Below are 20,595 nucleotides of genomic sequence, written 5' to 3'. Positions count from 1 at the left end.
CCCCCGGACGTGCCGCCTCCGAGCGGAGGCGGCACGGGTGCGCCGGCCGGGAGCCGGGGCCGCGACGTCAGGCGCCGGCCGTGCAGGTTCAGGGCCGGCCGGTGATGCCCTGGCAGTTGAAGTAGGTGTTGTTCCCCGGGCCGCCGTTGCAGGCGTCCGCCCAGCTGGGGCCGCCGTTGAGGTCGTCGTCGCCGGCCATGCCCACGAGGACGTCCTTGCCGTCGCCGCCGTAGAGATGGTCGTCGCCGTCCCCGCCGAGCAGCAGATCGTCGCCGCCCATGCCGAACAGCCAGTCCGAGGTCTCGCGGCCGCTCAGCGTGTCGTTGTACTTCGAGCCGAAGATCACCTCGAAGTCGTTGTACACCTGGTCGCCCTCGCCGGGCGCGCCGTTGGGCGTCACGTGGTTGAGGCTCACGTCGACTCCGGTCTTGGCGGAGAGGTACAGGATGGCGTCGGTCCCGGGGCCGCCGTTCATGGAGTCGGCGCCGGGGCCTCCGTCCACGACGTCGTTGCCCTCGTTGCCTTCGATCCGGTCGTTCCCCTCGCCGCCGTAGATCGCGTCGTCGCCGGGGCCGCCGTCGATGACGTCGTCGCCGCCCAGGCCGCAGATGACGTCGTCGCCGCCGTAGCCGTAGATCGTGTCGGGGCCTTCCGAGCCGTAGATGACGTCGTCGCCGGGCGAGCCGTAGATGGTCCCGGATCCCCTGATCGTCGCGAAGTCTCCCGCGCAGTCCTGCGCCTGGTCACGCCTGAGCAGACCCTCGAACCCGATGTCGGTGAAACCGACCATCGCGAGATAACGGCCGGTCCTGGACAGGCCGATCGGTGAGTACGAGGCCGGACGGTCGATGTCCCCCTTCTCCGCCGCGCGGTACTTGAGCGGAGCACCGTGCGGGTCGGTGAGTTCCCTCTGCCGCCCGGTCGCCACCTCCCTGAACAGCACGGTGTTCCCCGGGCTGCGGTAGATGACGTACCGGCCGTCGGCGGTGATCCGCGCCGACCCCTCGCCGGCCGTGCCGGTGGCCGTTCCGCTCGCGTCCGCGCTGACCAGCGTGGTGTCCCCGCTCACGAGATCGCGGAGGTAGACGTCGGCCACGTCGTTCGTGTCCTGCGGCACGAGTCGTTCACGGGTGGTGAACACCAGTTTCCCGCCGGTGCTGACGGACGGAGGGGAATAGGCGGAGGTGGCGCCGGGGACGCTGGTGATCCGGGTGTGCCGCCCGGTGACCTGGTCGAGCACCGACAGGTACATCTTGTCCTGGTCCGACCACCAGTAGGCGATGTACTGCCCGCCGGGGCTGATTCCGGTGGCGGACCTCACATAGGCCGTGCTCGGGCTCTGGGGGTCCCTCAGCACTTGGGTGAAGCCGCTCTGGAGATCGCGGTAGTACGCGTAGTACGAGGGCCCCGCGTCCCCCAGGCCGGGAACCAGCTTGGCGGTCGTCCCGAAGACGATGGTGTTCGCCCCGTCGTAGCTCGCGCCCTCGTTGGACATCGTGCCGAACTCCGACCGGCCGTTGCCGTCCACGCTGACCTTGGCGCGGGCGCCGGTGGTGAGATCCAGCGTGTAGACACCGCAGTCGGCGTACTTGTAGACGCACGCGCTGCGGTAGACCGCCTTGCTGCCGTTCTGGTCGAAACCGATGATGACGCCGTAGAACTGCTTCGTCTCGCCGGTCGCCCGGTTGACCGCGTACGATGTGGCGCCGTCGGTGCTGATCCGGGCCGTGCTGTAGCCGACCCAGTTTCCGTCGCCGCTGATGACGGCGTCTCCGGGGTAGTACAAGGACCCCTCGGGCCGGATCGTGCTCAGGGTGGGGATCTGATGGACGGTGACCGTCGGAAGGGGCAGGCTCCTGACGGTCTTGATGCTCTCGTTCGGATCGACGGCGGCCGGCGCCGGTGACGCCTGGGCCGTAAGGACCGTGCACAGCGCCGCGGTCAGGGCAAGCGCGCGCACGGCTCGTCGTGGTCTCTCCAGAATGCGCCTCAAAGGAACTCCTTGGTCGGATCGTCCTTGACCAGGGGAAAATGATCACGCCGACCGTGAGCGGCACCGCCTACGGCGTGCGAAGCCGGTGTGAACGCCGGGCGGCTGACGCGGTACTCCCGGCAGGGAAAGGGCGGCACCGGTATTTTCCGAACCGTTCACCCGGCGACCACCGCCACGACCGGCGATCCGGCATTTCCGAATGTGACGGCTGCGTCCCGTTCACGCCTACGGCCCGTGGCCGCAATCCTCCGACGTTAGCGTCCGTGCCGGTCTCGGTGCCCCGCGTGGGCCCGGGACACAGGACAGGTTCGCTGGACCCTGGCCGGCCACCGCGCCAGGGCCAGGCTCGCTCGGAGGTCTCTGTGCGTCTCACTCGTCGTCAAACCCTCGCCGGCCTCGGTGCCGCCGCAGTCTCCCCGCTCGTCGACGGCACCGGCGCCCTCGCCGCCACCCAGGCCGGATCGCCCTCCCTACCGCCACCGCCGCCGCATTCCGGCGCCGCCGGGAACGAACGCTACTGGGCCAAGGTGGCTCGCGAGTACGAGGTGGCCGACGACGTCGTCAACCTCGAGAACGGCTTCTTCGGCCCGATGCCGCGCGGGGTCGCGAAGACCTACGAGCAGATGATCAAGCGCGTCAACGGCCGCAACTCGTACTACCTCCGGACGACGTTCAACAGCGATTTCGACGCGGTCGTCGCCCGTGTCGCCAAGGCGGCGGGGGTCTCACCGGACGAGATCGCGCTCACCCGGGGAGCCACCGAGGCCCTGCAGACGCTGATCTCCGGATACAACAGGCTCAAGCCCGGGGACACGGTCGTGTACTCCGACCTCGACTACGACTCGATGCAGTACACCATGAACTGGCTGCGCGACCGCCGCGGCGTGAACGTCGTGACGTTCGCGATGCCGGAACCCGCGAGCCGGAAGGCGGTACTCGACGCGTACGCGCGCGTGCTCGACGCCAACCCCAAGACGCGCCTGCTGCTGCTCACGCACCTGTCGCACCGCACCGGCCTCGTGATCCCGGTCCCCGAGATCGCCGACCTCGCCCGCGCGCGGGGGATCGACGTGATCGTCGACGCCGCCCACTCGTGGGGGCATCTCGACTTCTCCGTCCCCGACCTGCGGTGCGATTTCGCGGGCTTCAACCTCCACAAGTGGATGGGCGCGCCGCTGGGCGTGGGCTTCCTGTACATCAAGAAGGACCGGCTCGCCGACATCGATCCCGCGTACGCGGACCCTGGGACCGGCGTCCGCGCCCGGATCCACACGGGAACGACCAACAGCGCGAACGTGCTCGCGGTCCCCGCGGCGCTCGACTTCCACGACTCGATCGGCACGGCGAACAAGCAGGCCAGACTCCGGTTCCTGCGTGACCGGTGGGTCTCCCAGGTCCGCGGGCTCGACCGCCTGCAGATCCTTACCCCGGACGAGCCCGGCATGTACGGTGCCATCACGTCGTTCCGCCTTCGGGGGCGCACCAGCGCGGCCGACAACAACGCCATCCAGGCCTGGCTGCTGAAGCGGCACGACATCTTCACGGTGCGCCGCGGTGGTGTGGCGGCCGGCGACTGCATCCGGGTGACACCGGCGCTCTACAACTCCCCCGCAGACTGTGACCGCCTGGCCGAGGCCCTGCACGATCTCGTGCGGACGTTCTGACCCCACGACGGCGCCGCGCGTCCTCCCACCGAGGCGCGCGGCGCCCAGAGGCGGCCGGCCGACTCCGAGATCAGCCCGAACGGCGGCGCCTCCGCGATCCGCTTCCCCTCTACCGGCGCCGTCGCCTCGGCGTATTCCTTTGGTCTCGGGCACCCGGCAGTGCGGCACCTCCGGCTCCTCCTCCGGAGGCATCACCTACCGCGTGACCTTCCGCACCTGACCCGAGGTGGTTCAGGTGTCCTTGAGGTGTGCCAGCGCACCGATGACGCGTTCGGCGATGTCCTCCGGCCATGGGAAGGCGCGCATCACGGCGCGTTGGTGGGCTAGGCCGTGCAGGCCCAGCCACAGCGCGACCGCGTCGCTGAAGAGGTCGGTGCTGGTGGCTTTACCCGCGGTGACGCAGTCGTCGAGGGCGTCGATGATGACCTGCAGGGCCTCCGTGCCCAGCCCGGTCATGTCGTCTTCGGTGACCGAGCCATCGCTCAGGTTCGGCATCCACAGGCCGCCGAACATGGTGCGGTAGCGCTCGGGGTGGGTCTGGGCCAGATCGAGGTAGGCGCGGCAGGCGGCGAGCAGCCGTTGCCGTGGGTCTTGGTCGCCGCCCGCCGCGGCCGCGCGCAGGGCCGCCGCGAGCCGGTCGAACTCCTGACGCACGACGGCCAGCATGATGGCCGGCTGGTCCGGGAAGTGCGGGTAGATCGAGGGTGCCGCGATCCCGATCCGGCGAGCGACCGAGCGCAGTGTGATGGCGCGTTCGTCGCCTTCCTCGTCGAGCAGTTCCACCGCGGCGGCGATGATCTCGTCGCGGAGCTTGACCCCCTCGCCACGGCGGTTGCGCCTCCGGGTGGGTCCCGGTGCGGCGGACTCCGCCGGTTGGATGTTCTTCACCCTGTAACCATACACCGCGAAGTTTATGGATGTTACCTTGCGCCAGCAGGCTTACGACCGTTAACTTACGAAGGTAAGCAAACGGACGAAGCCTTAAGGGGTGCGTCATGAACAGCACCATTGCCACCCGCGCCACGGAGATCGTCCTGCCTGGCGCGGTCGAGCCGGACGGCCTGCAGGTCCGGGTCCGCGACCTTCCGGCCCCCGCTGAGGGGCAGGTCGTCCTGCGCATGGAGGCCACCGGCGTGTCCTTCGCCGAGCAGCAGATGCGCCGGGCCAAGTACTACGACCAGCCGCCGTTCCCGTTCGTGCCGGGCTACGACGTGGTGGGCACGGTCACCGCCACCGGACCCGGTGCGGACCCCGCGCTGGCAGGCCGCCGCTTCGCCGCGGTCATCAAGATCGGCGGGTGGGCCAGTCACCTGCTCGTCGAGGCCGGGGACCTGGTGCCGGTGCCGGACGAGGTGGACGCGGCCACCGCGGAGACCGTGGCCGTCAACGGCGTCACCGCCTGGCAGATGCTGCACCGCACGGCCAAGGTTCGCACCGGCGGAACCATCGTGGTGCTGGGGGCCAACGGCGGTGTCGGCTCCATCCTCGTGCAGCTGGCCCGGCACGCCGGGATCACGGTGATCGGCACGGCCTCGGCGCGCCACCACGAGACCGTGCGTGAGCTGGGCGCGACCCCCGTCGACTACCGCCACCCCGACATGTACGAGCAGATCCGCAAGCTCGCTCCCGAGGGCGTGGACGCGGTCTTCGACCACGTCGGCGGACCCGGGCTGGTGCGGTCGTGGCGGTTGCTGCGGCGGGGCGGCACGCTGGTCAACTACGGCTCGGCGTCGAGCAAGAACGAGAAGGGCAATGCCTCCCTGCCGGTGCTCAAGCTGTTCGCACGGTTGCTGGCATGGAACTACCTGCCCAACGGCAAGAGCGCGCACTTCTACAACTTCTGGGCGGGCCGGCGCCGCCTGGCGGCCTTCCGCGGCCGGCTGAGCGGGGACCTCACTCAGGTGCTGCGACTGGTGGCCGCCGGCGCCGTGACCCCGCAGATCGCCGCGCGGGTCCCGCTCGCCGACGCGGCTGCCGCGCTGGCGCTCGCCGAGTCCCGGACCGTCTTCGGCAAGGTCGTCATCGTCCCCGGGGCGTGAGGGTCATGCGCCGCGCCGTCGCGTCCCCGCCGGCCCGCCGGGCAGGCCGCGCATGCAACCCGTACCGTGATCCGCAGCTTCCCCTGGACAGCCGAGCTCGTGCCGCACGTCGTGGCCTCGCCGGCACACATCAACCCGAACCGCTCACCCAAGATGTCGCGCGTTGGGCATGTGGGGCGGTGACGACGCCGTCATATGGCGCGACAGCGTGCGGCCGCCGCCGTTGCTCCGGGCCGCTTCAACGCGCCGTCGCTTCAGCGCGTCGCTCATAGCGTGAGCGGGCGAGGTGATAGGCCTCACGCAGCAGCTCACGGGTTGCCGCTTCAGTACGCGAGCCCGGGTTCACCACTGCCAGCCAGCCGACGGTGCCGTAGACGGGGTGCGCGATCACGGTGTCGACGGCGCTGGGGTCGACCTCGGTGGTGGCTGGTTCGCGCGCTGCGTGACCGGTCCATCGGACGAATGCTTCCTTCCCGGCGGAGATGTTCACGCGGAAGGTGTCCGGCCGGTCCAGACGTGATGCCTCGTCGCCGGGGTAGTCCTTGGTCACGACCGTCGCGAACGGCTGGGTCGCTGTCGGGACGACACCATCTGGTGCGTAGTAGAAGAACGTGTCGCCCCAGCTGATCTCCGGCGAGCCGTCGCCGAGTTCCGGCTTGAAGGTCAGGACGCCGTCGAGGCCGTCCACCAAGCTGATGATCTCGTCTATGGTCATGTGCTCTAGCGTTGCATTGAAGTGCTTGTGGAGACTTTGACGACGAGACTGAGAGGCTTCAGGATGCCAGGTCTCAAATCGGGGGGCTTTCGCACCGTCGATGTCGCGCGGCGTGCCGGGTACTCCGTTCAACAGGTTCGCAATCTCGAGCGCGACGGTGTGCTTCCGCCGGCGACGCGTACAGCCACGGGCTACCGGATCTATGGAGAGATACATCTACAGTCCGCGCTGGCCTACCGAGCACTTGCGGCAGGCGCGGGTCCGACTGAGGCCAAGAACATCGTGCGTGCCGTTCACCGGTTCCCCGCCTCGCAGGTGGTGCTCACCCTTCTGGACGCGGCGCACGCCCGGCTTGACGCGGAGCGCACGGAACTGAGGCGGGCCGAGGAGGCCGCCCGGGCGATCTCCAGCGAGCCGATCGGAGACGTACGTGCGTCGGACTCGATGAGCGTCTCCGAACTCGCCGCCGCTCTCGGCGTGCGCCCTTCGACGTTGCGGCACTGGGATGCGGAAGATCTCGTGGTCCCTGACCGCGACCCCGCGCGAGGAACGCGCCGATACACACCGACCCAAGTGCGGGATGCGCGGATCGTTCACCAACTGCGCAAGGCCGGTTACCGCATCGCACCCCTTCGGGCCCTCATCCCGGAGCTACGGCGCGCCCGCCGATTGGAGGACGTCGCCTCCGCGCTTGCTGCCAGAGATGCCGACATCGCGGTTCGCTCCAAAGCCCTACTCGACGGTGCCGCGGCACTCAGTGCCGTGCTCTCCGGGCGAGCGACCTGATCGCCCGGGACGGCGCTCGTACGCGGCCACCGAACTTTGCGCGCCGCTCTGGCGAACCCTTGAATGAGCGCCGAAGCTATTAGTAAATTTTATTTAAAATTTTGGGCGGCCCGCAGGTAGAAGGAGCCTCATGAAAGACATGCTCTTCGACTGGTCGTCACCGCCCTCGCCCTGACCGCCATCGGCGGCATCGCCGCCTCCCCTGCCTCCCCTGCCAACGCCGGCACCGCCGCCGGACGCCCGCCCTTCCGCAGCGTCAGGCCAGGGCGTCCCCGTTCGGGGTCACGACCGCCTTGAGGACGGTCGGGTCGGAGAGCGAGGCGAGGGCGTCGGCGTAGTCGTCGAGGGCGAAGGTGGTGCTGATGATGCCGCTGCTGCGGACCCGGCCCGCGCGAATCAATGCGATGGCGCGTGGGAAGTCGTGCTGCTGGGCGAAGGAGCCGACGATGGTGATCTGCCGGCGGAAGATCTCGTAGGCCGGGATCGGCAGCTTCTCCTCCGGGCCGCTGATCCCGTAGAGCATCAGGGTGCCACCGGAGCGTACGAGACCGATGAGCTCCTGCATCACCGCAACCACGCCGGTCGCATCGATCACGACGTCGAAGCCCAGCGGGGCGATCTCGGTGAAACGGTCCCGGGCGGCGGAGAAGTCGGCCCGGTCGAGCAGCACAGCGTCGGTGGCGCCGTTCTGCTTCGCGATGTCGAGCTTCCACTGCGTCGGCGCGGCCACGACGACCCGAGAGGTCTGCTCCCCCGCCAGCAGCTGCGCGAGGATCTGGCCGGTCGGACCTGCGCCGACCACCAGCACCGACGCGCCTGCGGGGATGCGCAGCAGGCCGACGCCGTGCACCGCGCACGCCGTCGGCTCGATGAGCACCGCGTCCGCGGTGGGCATGTCCCCGATGGGGTGACAGTTGCGGGCCGGGACCACGATGTGCTCGGCGAACCCGCCCGGCAGCTTCGTACCATGCGAGCGGCGGTTCAGGCAGAAGTTGAAGTCACCGCGCCGGCAGTTCTCGCACTGGAGGCAGTAGATGACGTTGTCCACCGCGACCCGCTCGCCCAGCCGGGCCGGGTCGACGTCCGGCGCGCACTCGACGATCTCGGCGACGATCTCGTGGCCCGGCGTCAGCGGGTAGACCGGCATGTTCTCGCCGTGATGCAGGTGCAGGTCGGTGCCACACAGGCCCACGGCGATGGTCTGGGCGCGCACCTCACCGGCGGCCAACGGACGGTCTGGCAGCTCGACGACGGCGAAGGACTCGGGCTCGGGGTAGGACACGGCGCGCATTCGTCCATCATCGACGGCCACGGCACGGGCTGCCGAGGCCAATCGCCACGCAATTGGACTGTCCCTGCCACAGATGGGACCAATCCACGGGCATTGGCACTACAGGTCCCCCGCCCGGGTGCGCACGATCTGCGCAGCGCGGTGCCACCACCGCCTCTACGTACATGAAAGAGGCAGACCATGACCAGAACGGCCGGGCGGACGAGCCCTCGCCGAGCCGCCGCCGCGAGCCTCATCGGCACTGCGGTGGAGTGGTACGACTACTTCATCTTCGGCACGGCGTCCGCGCTGGTGTTCGGGACGCTGTTCTTCCCCTCCGACGACCCGCTGGCCGGCAGGCTGGCGAGCTTCGCGGTGTTCGGCGTCGGCTTCTTCGCCCGCCCGCTCGGCGGGTTCTTCTTCGGCCACATCGGGGACCGCTTCGGCCGCAAGGCCGCCCTGGTCGCTACGCTGCTGATCATGGGCATCGCCACGACCCTTATCGGGCTGTTGCCGACCGCCGACACCATCGGTGTCTGGGCGCCGATCCTGCTGGTGGTGCTTCGACTGCTGCAGGGCTTCGGCGTCGGTGGCGAGTGGGGCGGTGCCTCGCTCATCGCCATCGAGTCGGCACCCGAAGGCAAGCGCGGCCGCTACGGGACGTTCCCGCAGATGGGCAACGCCATCGGCGTCGTGATGTCCACCGGGGTCTTCGCGCTGGTCACCCAGTTGCCGGAGGAGACGTTCATGAGTTGGGGCTGGCGGCTGCCGTTCCTGCTCAGCCTGGTCCTGGTCGTCGTCGGGCTGCTCATCCGCCACGGCATCAACGAGACCGATGCGTATGAGCAGGCCAAGGAGCAGGAGAAGATCGTCAAGGTTCCCTTCGTTGAGGTGTTCCGCAAGCACACCCGCAGCCTGCTACTGGCGATGGGCATGCGGGTCAGCGAGAACATGCTCGGCTACATCGTGCTGACCTTCGCTGTGAGCTACGCGGTGTCCAATCTCGGCGTCGACCGCGAACAGATCCTCATCTCCACGACCATCGCGGCACTGCTCGCCGTGCCCGTCATCTGGTTCGCCGGCGTCGCGTCGGACAACATCGGCCGCCGCAAGGTGTTCATCTTCGGTGCCACCTTCGCCTTCGTGATCGCCTTCCCGTTCTTCTGGCTACTCGAGACCGGGCAGGTCGGTTGGATCATCCTCGCCATCGTGGCGATGTACGCCGTCGCGGTGGGCGTGCAGATCTCGGTCGAGCCCGCGTTCTTCGCCGAGCTCTTCGGCTCGACGGTCCGCTACTCGGGCATGTCCATTGGCTACCAGCTCACCTCGGCCATCGTCGGTGGTTTCACACCGCTGATCGCCACGGCGCTCGTGGCCGCGGGCGGCGGCTCCTGGCCGGTCGCGCTCTACATCATGGGCGGGGCGGTGGTGACCATCGTGTCGGCGCTGCTGGCGATAGAGACCTTCCGCAGCGACATCTCGGCCACGACTGGTCCCGAGGTCCCCGCCGCAAGCTGAGCCCGGAATCGAGTAGGGGGACGGGTCGCCCGTCCCCCTCTCACACCACCGGACATGCGGGCCCATCCGGCGGTTCGTCAAGCCGTTGTTCTGCGCCACCCGCGCCATCAACGCATCGAACTCCTCCCACAGCGAGCACCCCAGACCAGGGATCATCGCCTCCGACAAGAGCGCCGACCGGCCGCTACGCTCCGCCGTGGGACTCACCAGAACTCACCGGCCCCTTCCACGACGGGCTCGCTGGGCGCACACGACGGAAGCCCCACGCGGTCATGCCGCGCGGGGCTTCCCCGTGTCCGGGCTACTGGAGGTTGGCGTGCCTACGGTCCAGGTCCTCTTTCGGCACCCCGAGGTCGGCCTGCACCGCTGCGCACACGGCGTCGCCCACCACGAGCCAGGCCTGCTCGAACAATGAGCCGGCGTGCTGGCGGGTTTCGACTTCCGCGCGGGCCGGGAGCAGCAGACTCACCTCGGCGAGCTCGGTCAACTCGTTGGGTCGGGTGGTCACCGCGACGACACGGGCGCCGCGCTCGCGCGCGGCCTGCGCCTGCCGCAAGATCGAGCCGCGCCCGCTGGAGGAGACCGCGACGAGCAAATCGCCCTCCCGGATGCCCGGGGTCGCCACCTCGCCGACGACGAACGCCTCCTTGCCGATGTGCATCAGCCGCATCGCGATCGCCCGCGTAGACAGCCCGGAGCGGCCGATGCCCGTGCAGTGCAACCGCGGGGCGTCCCGCAGGGCAGCGACAAAGGCATCGAGCGCCGCCGAGTCCAGGGCATCGACGATCTCGGCGATCTCGGCGACATTCGCCTTGGCGACATCGACGGCGCTCACTCCTTCTGCCCGCCGATCCGGCCGCGGGCGGCCACCAGCAGCCGGTTCGGGGCGCCGTCGCTGCGGCTGGCGAACCGGGCCTGCAGACCCGCGGACAGCGCGGGCGTCGGGATGGCGAGCCGGATCGCCTCCTCGGCGGTCCAGCGGCCCATGCCGGAGTCCGGCACCCGGGAGTCGACGTCAGCGAGCGTGGGGTTCTCTCGCAGCGCCTCGATGGTCTGCTCCAGCAACCAGGAGCGGATCGAGCTGCCCTGCTGCCAAGCCGACATCGCAGCCAGGCTGTCGACCTCCGGGTGCGCCTCGAGCAGCGCGAACCCCTCGGCGTAGGCCTGGAGCAGGCCGTACTGGATCCCGTTGTGGATCGCCTTGACCAGGTGCCCAGCGCCCACCCCGCCCACGCGAGAGTACCCGTCGTCGGCCGACAGCGCCGACAACGCAGGCTCGAGCTCGGCGAACGACGTCTCGTCGGCCCCGACCATCAGCCCGTACCCGTTCTTCCAGCCCCACTGCCCGCCGCTCACCCCGATGTCGGCGAACCGGATCCCGCGCGCGGCGAGCAGCGCGGCCCGCCCGGGCGCGTCCCGGAAGTCGCTGTTGCCGCCATCCACGACGAGGTCGCCATCGTCCAGCACACCGGCGAGGTCCTCGATCGCCCCGTGCGTGAGCTCGCCGGGCGGAAGCATGACCCAGACGACCCGCGGCCCGGACAGGGCCGCCGGCAGCGCGGTCAGGTCCTCGACGGTCCGGGCTCCCGACTCGACGGCACGGGCCCGTGAAGCGGCGGAGATGTCGAACCCGACGACGTCCAGCCCAGCCTTGGCCAGCCGCGACGCCATCCCCCCGCCCATCTTGCCGAGTCCGACCAGTCCGATCTGCATAGCTGTGGCGTCTCCTTCGTTCTGGCCCCGCTCTGGTACCGTCTGGGTCCACTATTGGCCAGTCTCACGGTCCCGGCCGGGTCCAGCCAGGGCCAATGCAGCCGGATTGGATCGGAGCACCGTGGTCGCCGTACTGGACGTCGTGAGCGACTGGACGACCCACGACGGCCCCCTCTATCGCCGCCTCGCAACCGCGCTGCGCCGCGCGATCGCCCGCGGCGATCTGCCGCCCGGCACGATCCTGCCCGCAGAACGGCACATGGCCCGGGCGCTCGCGGTGGGCCGCAGCACCGTCGTCGGGGCCTACGACCTGCTGCGTTCGGAAGGTGTGATCATCAGCAGGCAGGGGTCGGGGACCTGGGTGTCCGGGGCGGGCCGTGATCCCTCGACGCGGACGCACCAGGCCGCCCTGCGCCGGGCGGCGCTGTCCGCGGACGACGCCGTGGTCGACCTGGCCACCGCGTCACTTCCCGCCGCGCCAGAGGTGGCGGAGGTAATCGGCTCGCTGCGTCGGGACCTGACCGATCCGCTGCTCGAACAGGTCGGCTACTCCCCTGCCGGACTGCCCGCACTGCGGCGGGCCATCGCCAACATGTTCACCGCCGACGGACTACCGACAACCCCCGAGCAGATCCTCGTGACCACCGGCGACCAGCAGGCCTTGTTCCTGCTCACCCAGCAGGTGCTCACCGCCGGGGACGGGGTGCTGGTCGAGGACCCGACCTCGCCGGGGATGCTCGACCTGGTCCGCGAACTGCCCGTCGTGCTCCGGCACTGCCGGTCCTTCTCGACCACGGGCGCCGGGGTGGTTCTAGACGCCATCCGCGGGTCCGAACCTGCCCTGGTCTACCTGATCACCTCGCTAGGGCCGGAGGGGCTGATTGCCGACCCGGACGAGCTGCGCCGGCTGGCTCGCGGGCTGCGTGACTTCACCGGCAGCCTGATCGAGGATGCGAGCAGCCGACACCTGCTGCGCACCGAGGTGCCGCTGCTCGCTGCGCTCGCGCCCCAGGCCTCGGTGTTCACCGTCGGCTCGATGAGCAAGCTGTTCTGGAGCGGACTTCGGGTCGGGTGGATCCATGGCGACGAGAATGCGATTCTGCGCCTAGCCCGGGCCAAGGCGCGCGTCGACCTCGGCACGCCGCTGCTGAGCCAACTCGTCTCGGCGGTGCTGCTCAACCGGATCGCCGATGTCGGCGCCGCCCGGCGCGTCGAGATCGCCGACCGGTCCACGGCAGCGCGGGAGGTGCTGCGCCACGCGCTGCCGGAGTTCGAGGTCGGGCCCGCGCACGGGGCGATCACGCTGTGGGTACGGATGCCGCACGGCGCCTCCCGACCGTTCGCCGAGCTGGCCCGCCGCCGCGGCGTCGCGATCGTCCCCGGTGACTCGCTATCCCCGGACGGACTCAGCGACCGCTACTTCCGACTAGCCATCGGGCCGAGGGCTGACGTGTTCGCCGACGGCGTCGCCCGGCTCGCCCGTGCCTGGGACGACTACCGAATCGCCAAGGGACGAATGGCGACGGACGTCGGAGCACCGGATCGCCTGACCACCACATACCAATTCCGAGCGATCGGCTCTGGGCACGCGCCGCGGCGAGGGTGATGATTCCCGCGGAACGAAGGAGGACGAGGGTGACCGAACGGGTCCTCGCGATCGACATCGGCAGCAGCAGTCTTCGGGCGGGTATCGTCGAGCAGGACGGGAGCCTGGTCGTGCAGAGGCAACTCGGCTACGACTTCCGCGGCAGGCGATCCCCGGAGGGCACCATCCCGGCCGAGCCCGTGCGCCGGCTCCTTCGTCAGGCCCTAGAGTCCCTGAACCTGCGCGGTGTCCGCACCGTCGCGGTGTCGAGCCTGTGGCACAGCGTGCTCGTGGTCGACGCCCGCGACGAGCCGCTCACCGAGGTCTACACCTGGGAGTCGACCGGCCCGGACGCCTCCCTTGACGGGCTGTACGCCCACCTCGACGCGGAGGACTACCGGCGCCGGACGGGGTCCTACGTGCACTCGTCGTACCCGATGGCTGCGTTCTGGCACATCCGCGACCGCATCCCCAGCGACTCCCGGGTGACCGACCTCCCCAGCTGGCTGCTGCGCCGCACCCTCGGACTCGACATCGGCTGGAGCGGTGACATGGCCGCGGGCTCCGGCATGTGGGCCCAGGACGACGCGGACTGGGACACCGGAGTCCTGAACGTCCTCGACCTCGATCCCGCACGGCTCGGCCCCGCCTGGGTCGACCCGGCCCCGGTCGGAAGCCTGGGGCGTGCGCTCGGCCTCGCGGATACGCTCGTGCTGCCGGTCTTCGGCGACGGACTCTGCAGCAGCGTCGGCGTCGGCGCGGTCGGCGACCACGAGGCCGCCGTCACCGTCGGAACCTCCGGTGGAGTCCGCATGATCCTCGACTCCGCCCCTGCGGAGACGGTCCCGCGAGGCCTCTGGCGCTACCGGCTCCCCTCCGGCCCGACCGCCGTTGGCGGCGCCGCATCGAACGCGGGCAACCTGCTCGAATGGCTGCGGAACACGCTCGGAATCGCCGACCCTCTCGCCTTCGCCTATGGCGCGCCACCCCCGTTGGACGGCCTCGTCGCCGTTCCCGACCTCGCGGGGCAACGTGGCCCCGACTACCGCATCGGCGCGACAGCGTCACTGCGCGGCCTACGCGCACACCACGACCGCGACGACATCGCCCGCGCCTTCGTCGTCGGAGCTCTGGGGGTCTTCGTCTCACTCACCGAACTGCTCCTCCGTACTCGCCCGGATCTCAACACACTCATCGCCTCTGGCGGCGTGATCAGCCGCTCCCCGATCTTCGCCCAACTCCTCGCCGATGCCGTCGGACGGCCCGTCCGAACCAGTCGCGAGCGAGAGGGATCGCTTCTTGGAGCAGCGATACTCGGCCTGGGTTCGCGGCCTGCGCCGGGACACTCCGCACTTTTCCAACCCCGGGCGGTTTGGACCGAGACGATTCGGGCAGCGACGTCGACCGATCAGCGCAACGCGCCGCCCAACCGACTTCCCCCTTTCCTCATCAAACGCTGAAAGAGGCGGCTCCAATGAGGACGAAGGAGGGTGTATGCACCTCAGGCCAAGCGGGGGCGCAGACCTCAATAGAGAAGTGAACCGTAGAGTCACGTTCCCTCGGCCTCTGCGGTGGCGGCTTGGACGCGGGACTCGACGGCGGCCTGCCCGGCCCGGCGGTGGCCTTCGACGATGTAGCGGACGGCCTCGTCCGGGTCGTCGGTGAGGTGGAGGAGTTTGGGGTCGTCTGGGGAGATCATGCCGTTGGCCAGCAGGGTTTCGTTGATCCAGTCGAGGAGGGGCTGCCAGTACGCGGTTCCCAGGAGGACGATCGGGAACATGGTGATCTTGCCGGTCTGGACCAGCGTGACGGCCTCGAAGAGTTCGTCGAGGGTGCCGAAGCCGCCGGGGAGGACCACGAAGGCCTGCGAGTACTTGACGAACATGGTCTTGCGGACGAAGAAGTAGCGGAACTCGATGCCGAGGTCGACGTAGTCGTTCAGCTTCTGCTCGAAGGGAAGCTCGATGCCGAGCCCCACCGAGATGCCCCCGGCCTCGCGGGCGCCCTTGTTGGCGGCCTCCATGCAGCCGGGGCCACCGCCGGTGATCACCGCGTACCCGGCCTGGGCCAGGGCCTTGCCGAGGTGCTCGCCGAGCTCGTAGACGGGGCTGCTCGCGGGGGTGCGGGCGGAGCCGAAGACCGTGACGGCGGGTGGCAGTTCGGCGAGTTGCCCGAAACCCTCCACGAACTCGGCCTGGATGCGCAGCACCCGCCAGGGGTCCTGGTGCAGCCAGTCGGCCGGCTCGCGGCGGTCGAGGAGCCGCTCGTCATAGGTGGACTTGGGCACCATCTTGCCCCGGACCAGGGAGGGGCCCTGACGGCGTTCCTCGCGTGAGTTTCTGTGCATGCGGGCCACGCTAACCGTCCGCGAGAGCAGACATGCCCTCCCGCATCGGGACGGTCCCGGCAGTGTGTAAAGAATCTTGGAAAATCTGTCCGGAGCAGCGGAACCGTTTCTCCGGGAGCCCCCGTCTAAGAGACGAGGGTGCTGCTCGGGACTGAAAGTGGCTTTCCCCGCCAAATGGCCGGCGAGGAAAGCCACTTTCTTTTGTGCCGTGAGCCGGTGGGCGCGCCGCGGACGTCGCAGGCCCTGACGATCAGGAGCCGATCAGGCGGCTCCGAGCCAGTCCAGCATCCGCCGCTCGCACTCGACGATCTTGGTGAGCGAGACGTACTCCCCCTGCTGGTGCGCAAGCGCCGGGTCGCCGGGACCGTAGTTCACGGCCGGCACGCCGAGGCCCGCGAACAGCGCGACGTCCGTCCAGCCGAGCTTCGCGCGCGGGGTGCCGCCGACGGCCCGCGTGAACGCGGCGGCCACCGGGTGGGTCAGCCCAGGGCGGGCGCCGGGGGCCTCGTCGGTGAACCGCAGCTCGTACCCTTCGAAGACCTCGTGGACGTGCCGCCGTGCGTCCTCCGGCGACCGGTCGGGGGCGAAGCGGTAGTTGACCGTGACCACGCACTCGTCGGGGATCACGTTGCCCGCCACCCCGCCCGCGATGCCCACCGCGTTCAGGCCCTCGTGGTAGGCGAGGCCGTCCACGACCGGCTCGCGCGCCTGGTAGGCGTTGAGGCGCTCGAGGATCGGCGCGGCGGCGTGGACGGCGTTCACTCCGCGCCAGGAACGGGCGCTGTGGGCGCGTTTGCCCCGGGTGATGACGTCGGCGCGCAGCGTGCCTTGGCAGCCGCCCTCGATCTCGCCGTCGGTGGGCTCCATGAGGACGGCGAAGTCGGCGGCGAGCAGGTCGGGCCGGGTGCGGGCGAGGCGGCCCAGCCCGTTGCGGGCCGCCTCGATCTCCTCGCAGTCGTAGAAGACGTACGTGACGTCCCTGGCGGGGCTCGGCACCCCGGCGGCCAGCTTGAGCGCGACGGCCACGCCGCTCTTCATGTCCGAGGTGCCGCAGCCGTACAGCAGGTCGCCCTCGACGCGGGACGGGAGGTTGCCCGCGAGGGGCACGGTGTCGATGTGCCCGGCGATCACGACGCGCTCGGCGAGGCCCTGCTCGGTGCGCGCGACGACCGCCTCGCCGTCGCGGACGACGGTGAGGTGCGCGAGCGGCGCGAGGGCCGCCTCGATCGCGTCGGCCAGGACCTTCTCGCCGCCGCTGACCGACTCGACGTCCACGAGCGCGGCCGTCAGCGCCCGGACGTCGCCCGTGAGGTCGAGCGGCCTCGCCTGCGGCGCCGTCATCGTCCCCCTCCCCGGTTCAGGCGTTGACGCCGTGCTGGCGCAGCACGTCGTTCAGCTCGGCCTTGTCGTGGCGCTGCCCGGGGGCGAGCCGCTTGAGCACGAGCACGCAGGGGAGCCCGAAGGTGCCGCCGGGGAACTCCTTGGCGCGGGTGCCGCCGACGGCGACGCACCAGTCGGGGATGCGTCCCCGGCTGATCTCCTCACCGGTCTCGACGTCGATGACCGGCATGGAGGCCGACAGGATCGTCCCGGCGCCGACCACGGCGCCCTTGCCGACCCGCGCGCCCTCGACGATCATCGAGCGGCTGCCGATCAGCGCGTCGTCCTCGATCACGACCGGCACGGCGTTCGGGGGCTCCAGGACGCCGCCGATGCCCACGCCGCCCGACAGGTGCACGTTGCTGCCGATCTGAGCGCAGGAGCCGACCGTGGCCCACGTGTCCACCATGGTGCCGCTGTCGACGTAGGCGCCGATGTTGGTGTACGACGGCATCAGGACCACGCCGGAGGCGAGGTAGGCGCCCCAGCGGGCGATCGCGCCCGGGACCACGCGCACGCCTTCCAGGGAGGTCTTCAACGGGATGCGGTCGTTGTGATGAAAGTCACCGACCTGGCTCCTGACCATGCCGAGCACGCGGAAGCTCAGCAGGATGGCCCGCTTGGCGCGCTCGTCGACGATCACGTCGCCGGAGGTGTGGTCCACGAAGGCGACCCGGGCCTTGCCGGTGTCCAGCATGTCCACCGCGCCGACGATCACGCCGCGCGCCTCGCCGTCCTCGGGCGACAGCTCTGCGCGGTTCTCCCACAACTCGTCCACGGTGGCGGGCAATGGGCTTTCGAAGGTCTCGCTCATGGTCTGCGAGCTTAGTCCCGCAACGCCATGTCGGCGGGACCGGTAGGTTCTTGCCGTGGCACGGCGATTCTCAAAAGCGGTCCTGACGATCATCAGCATCGTCGTCGTGCTCACAGGCGCCCTGTTTTACGGCGTCTATCACCTTCTGAACAAGGCGAAGCCGCTCGGCGAGTTCTGCCAGGTGAAGGGCACGTCCGGGGTCCTCAACCTGGAGATCGAGCAGGCGCAGATCGCCGCCACGATCGCCGCCGTCGCCACGCGCCGCAAGCTGCCCGACCGCGCGGTCGAGATCGCCTACGTGACCGCGATCCAGGAGTCCAAGCTGCTGAACCTGCCGTACGGCGACCGCGACTCGGTGGGCGTCTTCCAGCAGCGGCCCTCCCAGGGCTGGGGCACGGTCAAGCAGCTCCAGGACCCGGTGTACGCCACGCAGAAGTTCTTCGCGGCGTTGGTCAAGGTCAAGCGCTACCAGAAGCTGCCGCTGCACGAGGCCGCCCAGGCGGTGCAGCGGTCGGCCGACGGCTCGGCGTACGCCGCGCACGAGGCGGACGCCAAGATCCTCGCGGCGGGGTTCCTCGGCCGGGTGCCGAAGGGCGTCCACTGCTGGTACCCGGTCGCCGACGAGCCGCCGGCCCCGCAGCCCGCCAAGGCGCGCAAGGATCTCGCACGGGCGCTCGGCGACCTCGGCGAGGCCGGCGCCGGCCAGGCCGCCGGGGACGGCACGCGGATCGACGCGAGCTCGGAGCGCCGGGGCTGGCTGATCGCCGCCTGGTCCGTCGCCAACGCCCGCGAGTACTCCCTGCGCCAGGTGAGCTACGCCGGGGTCACGTGGAAGTCGGCCTCGGGCCACGACGGCTGGCTCACGGACGGCAAGGCCGTGGCGGGCCGGGTGGACCTGGCCTGAGAAGGCTCCCCAGGGGGCGTCAGAGCATCCGCTCGACGTAGAGGGACCCCGGGGCCAGCGGCTGCGCGTACGCGGCCGTCCAGGACTGCCCCTGCACGCGGTTGAAGCTCAGCAGGCGCCCGTCGGCGGCCCGGTAGTCGGCGAAGTCGACCAGCCCGCGCTCGGGGTAGCCGGTGGTGCCCTCGGAGCGGAAGGCGGCGGTCCCGCGCTCGATCGGGTAGAACTCGACGCCTTCCATGATCAGCATGCTCTTGGCGGGCACCATGCCCTGGGTGGGCACGGGCGTCCAGAGGTAGACCTCGAGGTGCGGCGGGTCGTCGGGCGTGGCGCCCTCGTGCTCCTCGACGGAGAGCCACTGGTAGACGCGCGCGCCGTCTTCCAGGAGGTACTCGGTCCACTGGTCGCCCTGCCACGACAGGTGGAGGGCGCCGATGACGCGGGCCCGCACCCCCTGCCGGTCGACGGTGTCGCCGACCTTGATGGTGCGCGGGTCGAGGGATTCCGGGTCGATGACGATCGGGCGGGCGAATGCCGGGTGCGACGGCATGGGCTCGCGTGCCGGCTCAGGAGGTCTGGGAGCCGGACGAGCCTTCCGTTCGGGGCGTCGTCGCGTACCCAGGTAGACGCCCAGTACGACGACGATGATGGCTGCGCCCACTGCGAGCACGACCACAACGGTCATGCCGCGGGATACTACTGGAGCCGAAGCAGCGCCGCATTGACCCGCTCATCACTGGCCGTCATGGCGATTCGGATATGCGAGGAACCGGCCTGCCCGTAAAAGTCGCCCGGCGCAACCAAAATGCCCATTTCGGCGAGCGCCTGGACCTGTTCCCAGCACCCGCGCTCATCGGTTGCCCACAGATAGAGCCCGGCCGTGGAGTGGTCGACCCGCCAGCCCGCCTTCTCCAGCGCCGGACGCAGCAGGGCGCGCCGCGCGGCGTACCGCTCGCGCTGCTCGTCGGCGTGCCGGTCGTCGGCGAGGACGGCCGCCGTCGCCGTCTGGACGGGGGCCGGCATCATCATGCCGGCGTGCTTGCGGACCTCCAGCAGCCGCTTGATCAGCACGGGATCGCCGGTGACGAACCCCGCGCGGTACCCGGCGAGGTTCGAGCGCTTCGACAGCGAGTGCACCGCGAGCAGCCCCTCGTGGGAGCCCTCGCAGACGTCGGGGTGCAGGATCGAGACCGGCCGTTCCTCCCAGCCCAGCTCGATGTAGCACTCGTCGGAGGCCACCACCGCGCCGCGCTCGCGCGCCCAGGACACGACCTTGCGCAGATGCTCGGCGGGCAACACGCGCCCGGTCGGGTTCGACGGCGAGTTCACCCACACCAGCGGCACCCGCTCGGGCCCGAGCCCCAGCAGACCGTCGGAGGCGTACGGCGTGGCGCCCGCGAGACGCGCGCCGACGTCGTAGGTCGGATAGGCCAGGGCCGGGATGACCACGTGGTCCCCCGCGCCCACGCCGAGCAGGGTCGGCAGCCAGGCGACCAGCTCCTTGGAGCCGATCGTCGGCAGGACGTCGGCGGGGTCGACGCTCACGCCGTGGCGGCGCGCCAGCCAGCCGGCGGCGGCCCGGCGCAGCTCCTCCGTACCGTGGGTGAGCGGGTACCCGGGGCTGTCGGACGCGCCCGCGAGCGCCTCCTGGGCCACGGCCGGGACCGGGTCCACGGGCGTGCCCACGGACAGGTCGACGATGCCGCCCGGATGGGCGAGCGCCAGTTGCTTGTACGGCGCCAGCCTGTCCCACGGAAAATCGGGCAGAGCGATCACCGAATCACCCCCGGTGGTTCAAAACGCAGACGAGCTCACGACACCGGCTGGTACCGCGACCGAAAGTCACGGTACCCAGCGGCACCTCGTGATC

Annotated in this window: 18 protein-coding genes; 7 read left to right on the top strand and 11 right to left on the bottom strand. The window is 70.2% G+C overall.

Annotation, left to right across the window (positions count from 1 at the left end):
• Positions 1-88: 88 nt before the first annotated feature.
• Positions 89-1,993 (bottom strand): hypothetical protein, encoded by a 1,905-nt coding sequence (locus AB0H21_RS22495; RefSeq protein ID WP_358519567.1) that lies wholly within the window; start codon positions 1,991-1,993, stop codon positions 89-91.
• 362 nt (positions 1,994-2,355) lie between these two features.
• Between AB0H21_RS22495 and AB0H21_RS22490 the strand changes: the two genes are divergently transcribed.
• Complete coding sequence (locus tag AB0H21_RS22490; protein ID WP_358519564.1) at positions 2,356-3,657, top strand: aminotransferase class V-fold PLP-dependent enzyme; 1,302 nt, start codon at positions 2,356-2,358, stop codon at positions 3,655-3,657.
• A 231-nt stretch (positions 3,658-3,888) separates the two neighbouring features.
• Here AB0H21_RS22490 and AB0H21_RS22485 read toward each other — a convergent pair whose 3' ends face one another.
• A complete protein-coding gene (locus AB0H21_RS22485; RefSeq protein ID WP_358519563.1) occupies positions 3,889-4,545 on the bottom strand; it encodes a TetR/AcrR family transcriptional regulator in 657 nt (218 codons plus the stop codon).
• Positions 4,546-4,652: 107 nt separating this feature from the next.
• Between AB0H21_RS22485 and AB0H21_RS22480 the strand changes: the two genes are divergently transcribed.
• Positions 4,653-5,696 carry a medium chain dehydrogenase/reductase family protein gene (locus AB0H21_RS22480; protein ID WP_358519560.1) on the top strand — a complete coding sequence of 348 codons (1,044 nt, stop codon included), beginning with the start codon at positions 4,653-4,655 and terminating at the stop codon, positions 5,694-5,696.
• A 238-nt stretch (positions 5,697-5,934) separates the two neighbouring features.
• On the opposite strand, the gene AB0H21_RS22475 is transcribed toward AB0H21_RS22480, so the two are convergent.
• Complete coding sequence (locus AB0H21_RS22475; protein ID WP_358519558.1) at positions 5,935-6,411, bottom strand: DUF6194 family protein; 477 nt, start codon at positions 6,409-6,411, stop codon at positions 5,935-5,937.
• 63 nt (positions 6,412-6,474) lie between these two features.
• Between AB0H21_RS22475 and AB0H21_RS22470 the strand changes: the two genes are divergently transcribed.
• A complete protein-coding gene (locus tag AB0H21_RS22470; RefSeq protein ID WP_358519555.1) occupies positions 6,475-7,197 on the top strand; it encodes a MerR family transcriptional regulator in 723 nt (240 codons plus the stop codon).
• A 256-nt stretch (positions 7,198-7,453) separates the two neighbouring features.
• On the opposite strand, the gene AB0H21_RS22465 is transcribed toward AB0H21_RS22470, so the two are convergent.
• Positions 7,454-8,488, bottom strand: a complete 1,035-nt coding sequence (locus AB0H21_RS22465; protein WP_358519552.1) for a zinc-dependent alcohol dehydrogenase family protein — start codon at positions 8,486-8,488, stop codon at positions 7,454-7,456.
• A 180-nt stretch (positions 8,489-8,668) separates the two neighbouring features.
• Between AB0H21_RS22465 and AB0H21_RS22460 the strand changes: the two genes are divergently transcribed.
• Positions 8,669-9,985: an MFS transporter gene (locus tag AB0H21_RS22460; protein WP_358519550.1), complete on the top strand. Its 1,317-nt coding sequence runs from the start codon at positions 8,669-8,671 to the stop codon at positions 9,983-9,985.
• A 301-nt stretch (positions 9,986-10,286) separates the two neighbouring features.
• Here AB0H21_RS22460 and AB0H21_RS22455 read toward each other — a convergent pair whose 3' ends face one another.
• On the bottom strand, positions 10,287-10,820 hold the full coding sequence (locus tag AB0H21_RS22455) for an SIS domain-containing protein (protein WP_358519547.1): 534 nt from the start codon (positions 10,818-10,820) through the stop codon (positions 10,287-10,289).
• Positions 10,817-11,698 carry an NADP-dependent phosphogluconate dehydrogenase gene (locus AB0H21_RS22450; protein ID WP_358519544.1) on the bottom strand — a complete coding sequence of 294 codons (882 nt, stop codon included), beginning with the start codon at positions 11,696-11,698 and terminating at the stop codon, positions 10,817-10,819. The genes AB0H21_RS22455 and AB0H21_RS22450 overlap by 4 nt, the downstream gene beginning before the upstream one ends.
• A gap of 106 nt (positions 11,699-11,804) precedes the next feature.
• Between AB0H21_RS22450 and AB0H21_RS22445 the strand changes: the two genes are divergently transcribed.
• Together AB0H21_RS22445 and AB0H21_RS22440 are read left to right on the top strand one after the other, a co-directional pair.
• A complete protein-coding gene (locus AB0H21_RS22445; RefSeq protein WP_358519542.1) occupies positions 11,805-13,304 on the top strand; it encodes a PLP-dependent aminotransferase family protein in 1,500 nt (499 codons plus the stop codon).
• Between the two features lie 29 nt (positions 13,305-13,333).
• Positions 13,334-14,743 (top strand): FGGY-family carbohydrate kinase, encoded by a 1,410-nt coding sequence (locus AB0H21_RS22440; protein ID WP_358519540.1) that lies wholly within the window; start codon positions 13,334-13,336, stop codon positions 14,741-14,743.
• Positions 14,744-14,832: 89 nt separating this feature from the next.
• Here AB0H21_RS22440 and AB0H21_RS22435 read toward each other — a convergent pair whose 3' ends face one another.
• The 3 genes from AB0H21_RS22435 to AB0H21_RS22425 all read right to left on the bottom strand — a co-directional run bounded on the left by AB0H21_RS22435 (position 14,833) and on the right by AB0H21_RS22425 (position 17,824).
• Positions 14,833-15,630 carry a TIGR00730 family Rossman fold protein gene (locus AB0H21_RS22435; RefSeq protein WP_358519537.1) on the bottom strand — a complete coding sequence of 266 codons (798 nt, stop codon included), beginning with the start codon at positions 15,628-15,630 and terminating at the stop codon, positions 14,833-14,835.
• A 261-nt stretch (positions 15,631-15,891) separates the two neighbouring features.
• A complete protein-coding gene (gene dapE / locus AB0H21_RS22430) occupies positions 15,892-16,971 on the bottom strand; it encodes a succinyl-diaminopimelate desuccinylase (RefSeq protein ID WP_358519535.1) in 1,080 nt (359 codons plus the stop codon).
• Between the two features lie 16 nt (positions 16,972-16,987).
• A complete protein-coding gene (locus tag AB0H21_RS22425) occupies positions 16,988-17,824 on the bottom strand; it encodes a 2,3,4,5-tetrahydropyridine-2,6-dicarboxylate N-succinyltransferase (protein ID WP_358519533.1) in 837 nt (278 codons plus the stop codon).
• Positions 17,825-17,879: 55 nt separating this feature from the next.
• Between AB0H21_RS22425 and AB0H21_RS22420 the strand changes: the two genes are divergently transcribed.
• Positions 17,880-18,728 (top strand): hypothetical protein, encoded by an 849-nt coding sequence (locus AB0H21_RS22420; protein ID WP_358519531.1) that lies wholly within the window; start codon positions 17,880-17,882, stop codon positions 18,726-18,728.
• Positions 18,729-18,747: 19 nt separating this feature from the next.
• Here the strand turns inward: AB0H21_RS22420 and AB0H21_RS22415 are convergent, their stop codons facing one another.
• Both AB0H21_RS22415 and dapC read right to left on the bottom strand, forming a co-directional pair.
• Entirely contained in the window at positions 18,748-19,410 is a 663-nt protein-coding gene (locus AB0H21_RS22415; RefSeq protein ID WP_358519530.1) for a DUF4178 domain-containing protein, read from the bottom strand.
• An 11-nt stretch (positions 19,411-19,421) separates the two neighbouring features.
• The gene (dapC, locus tag AB0H21_RS22410) at positions 19,422-20,501 is read right to left on the bottom strand and encodes a succinyldiaminopimelate transaminase (RefSeq protein WP_358519527.1); all 1,080 of its coding nucleotides are present in this window, start codon (positions 20,499-20,501) and stop codon (positions 19,422-19,424) included.
• Positions 20,502-20,595: the final 94 nt, after the last annotated feature.

Origin of the sequence: Sphaerisporangium sp. NPDC051011, assembly GCF_040653595.1 — a bacterium.
GTDB lineage: Bacteria > Actinomycetota > Actinomycetes > Streptosporangiales > Streptosporangiaceae > Sphaerisporangium.
Note: the sequence above shows the minus strand (reverse complement) of the source record. Positions and strands in the feature narration are given on the sequence as shown.

Bases quoted from the DNA above. Each gene is read 5' to 3' on its own strand.
- AB0H21_RS22475 (WP_358519558.1), bottom strand. From the start codon at position 6,411: ATGACCATAGACGAGATCATCAGCTTGGTGGACGGCCTCGACGGCGTC.
- AB0H21_RS22465 (WP_358519552.1), bottom strand. From the start codon at position 8,488: ATGCGCGCCGTGTCCTACCCCGAGCCCGAGTCCTTCGCCGTCGTCGAG.
- AB0H21_RS22435 (WP_358519537.1), bottom strand. From the start codon at position 15,630: ATGCACAGAAACTCACGCGAGGAACGCCGTCAGGGCCCCTCCCTGGTC.
- AB0H21_RS22415 (WP_358519530.1), bottom strand. From the start codon at position 19,410: ATGACCGTTGTGGTCGTGCTCGCAGTGGGCGCAGCCATCATCGTCGTC.
- AB0H21_RS22460 (WP_358519550.1), top strand. From the start codon at position 8,669: ATGACCAGAACGGCCGGGCGGACGAGCCCTCGCCGAGCCGCCGCCGCG.
- dapE (WP_358519535.1), bottom strand. From the start codon at position 16,971: ATGACGGCGCCGCAGGCGAGGCCGCTCGACCTCACGGGCGACGTCCGG.
- AB0H21_RS22425 (WP_358519533.1), bottom strand. From the start codon at position 17,824: ATGAGCGAGACCTTCGAAAGCCCATTGCCCGCCACCGTGGACGAGTTG.
- AB0H21_RS22450 (WP_358519544.1), bottom strand. From the start codon at position 11,698: ATGCAGATCGGACTGGTCGGACTCGGCAAGATGGGCGGGGGGATGGCG.
- AB0H21_RS22480 (WP_358519560.1), top strand. From the start codon at position 4,653: ATGAACAGCACCATTGCCACCCGCGCCACGGAGATCGTCCTGCCTGGC.
- AB0H21_RS22470 (WP_358519555.1), top strand. From the start codon at position 6,475: ATGCCAGGTCTCAAATCGGGGGGCTTTCGCACCGTCGATGTCGCGCGG.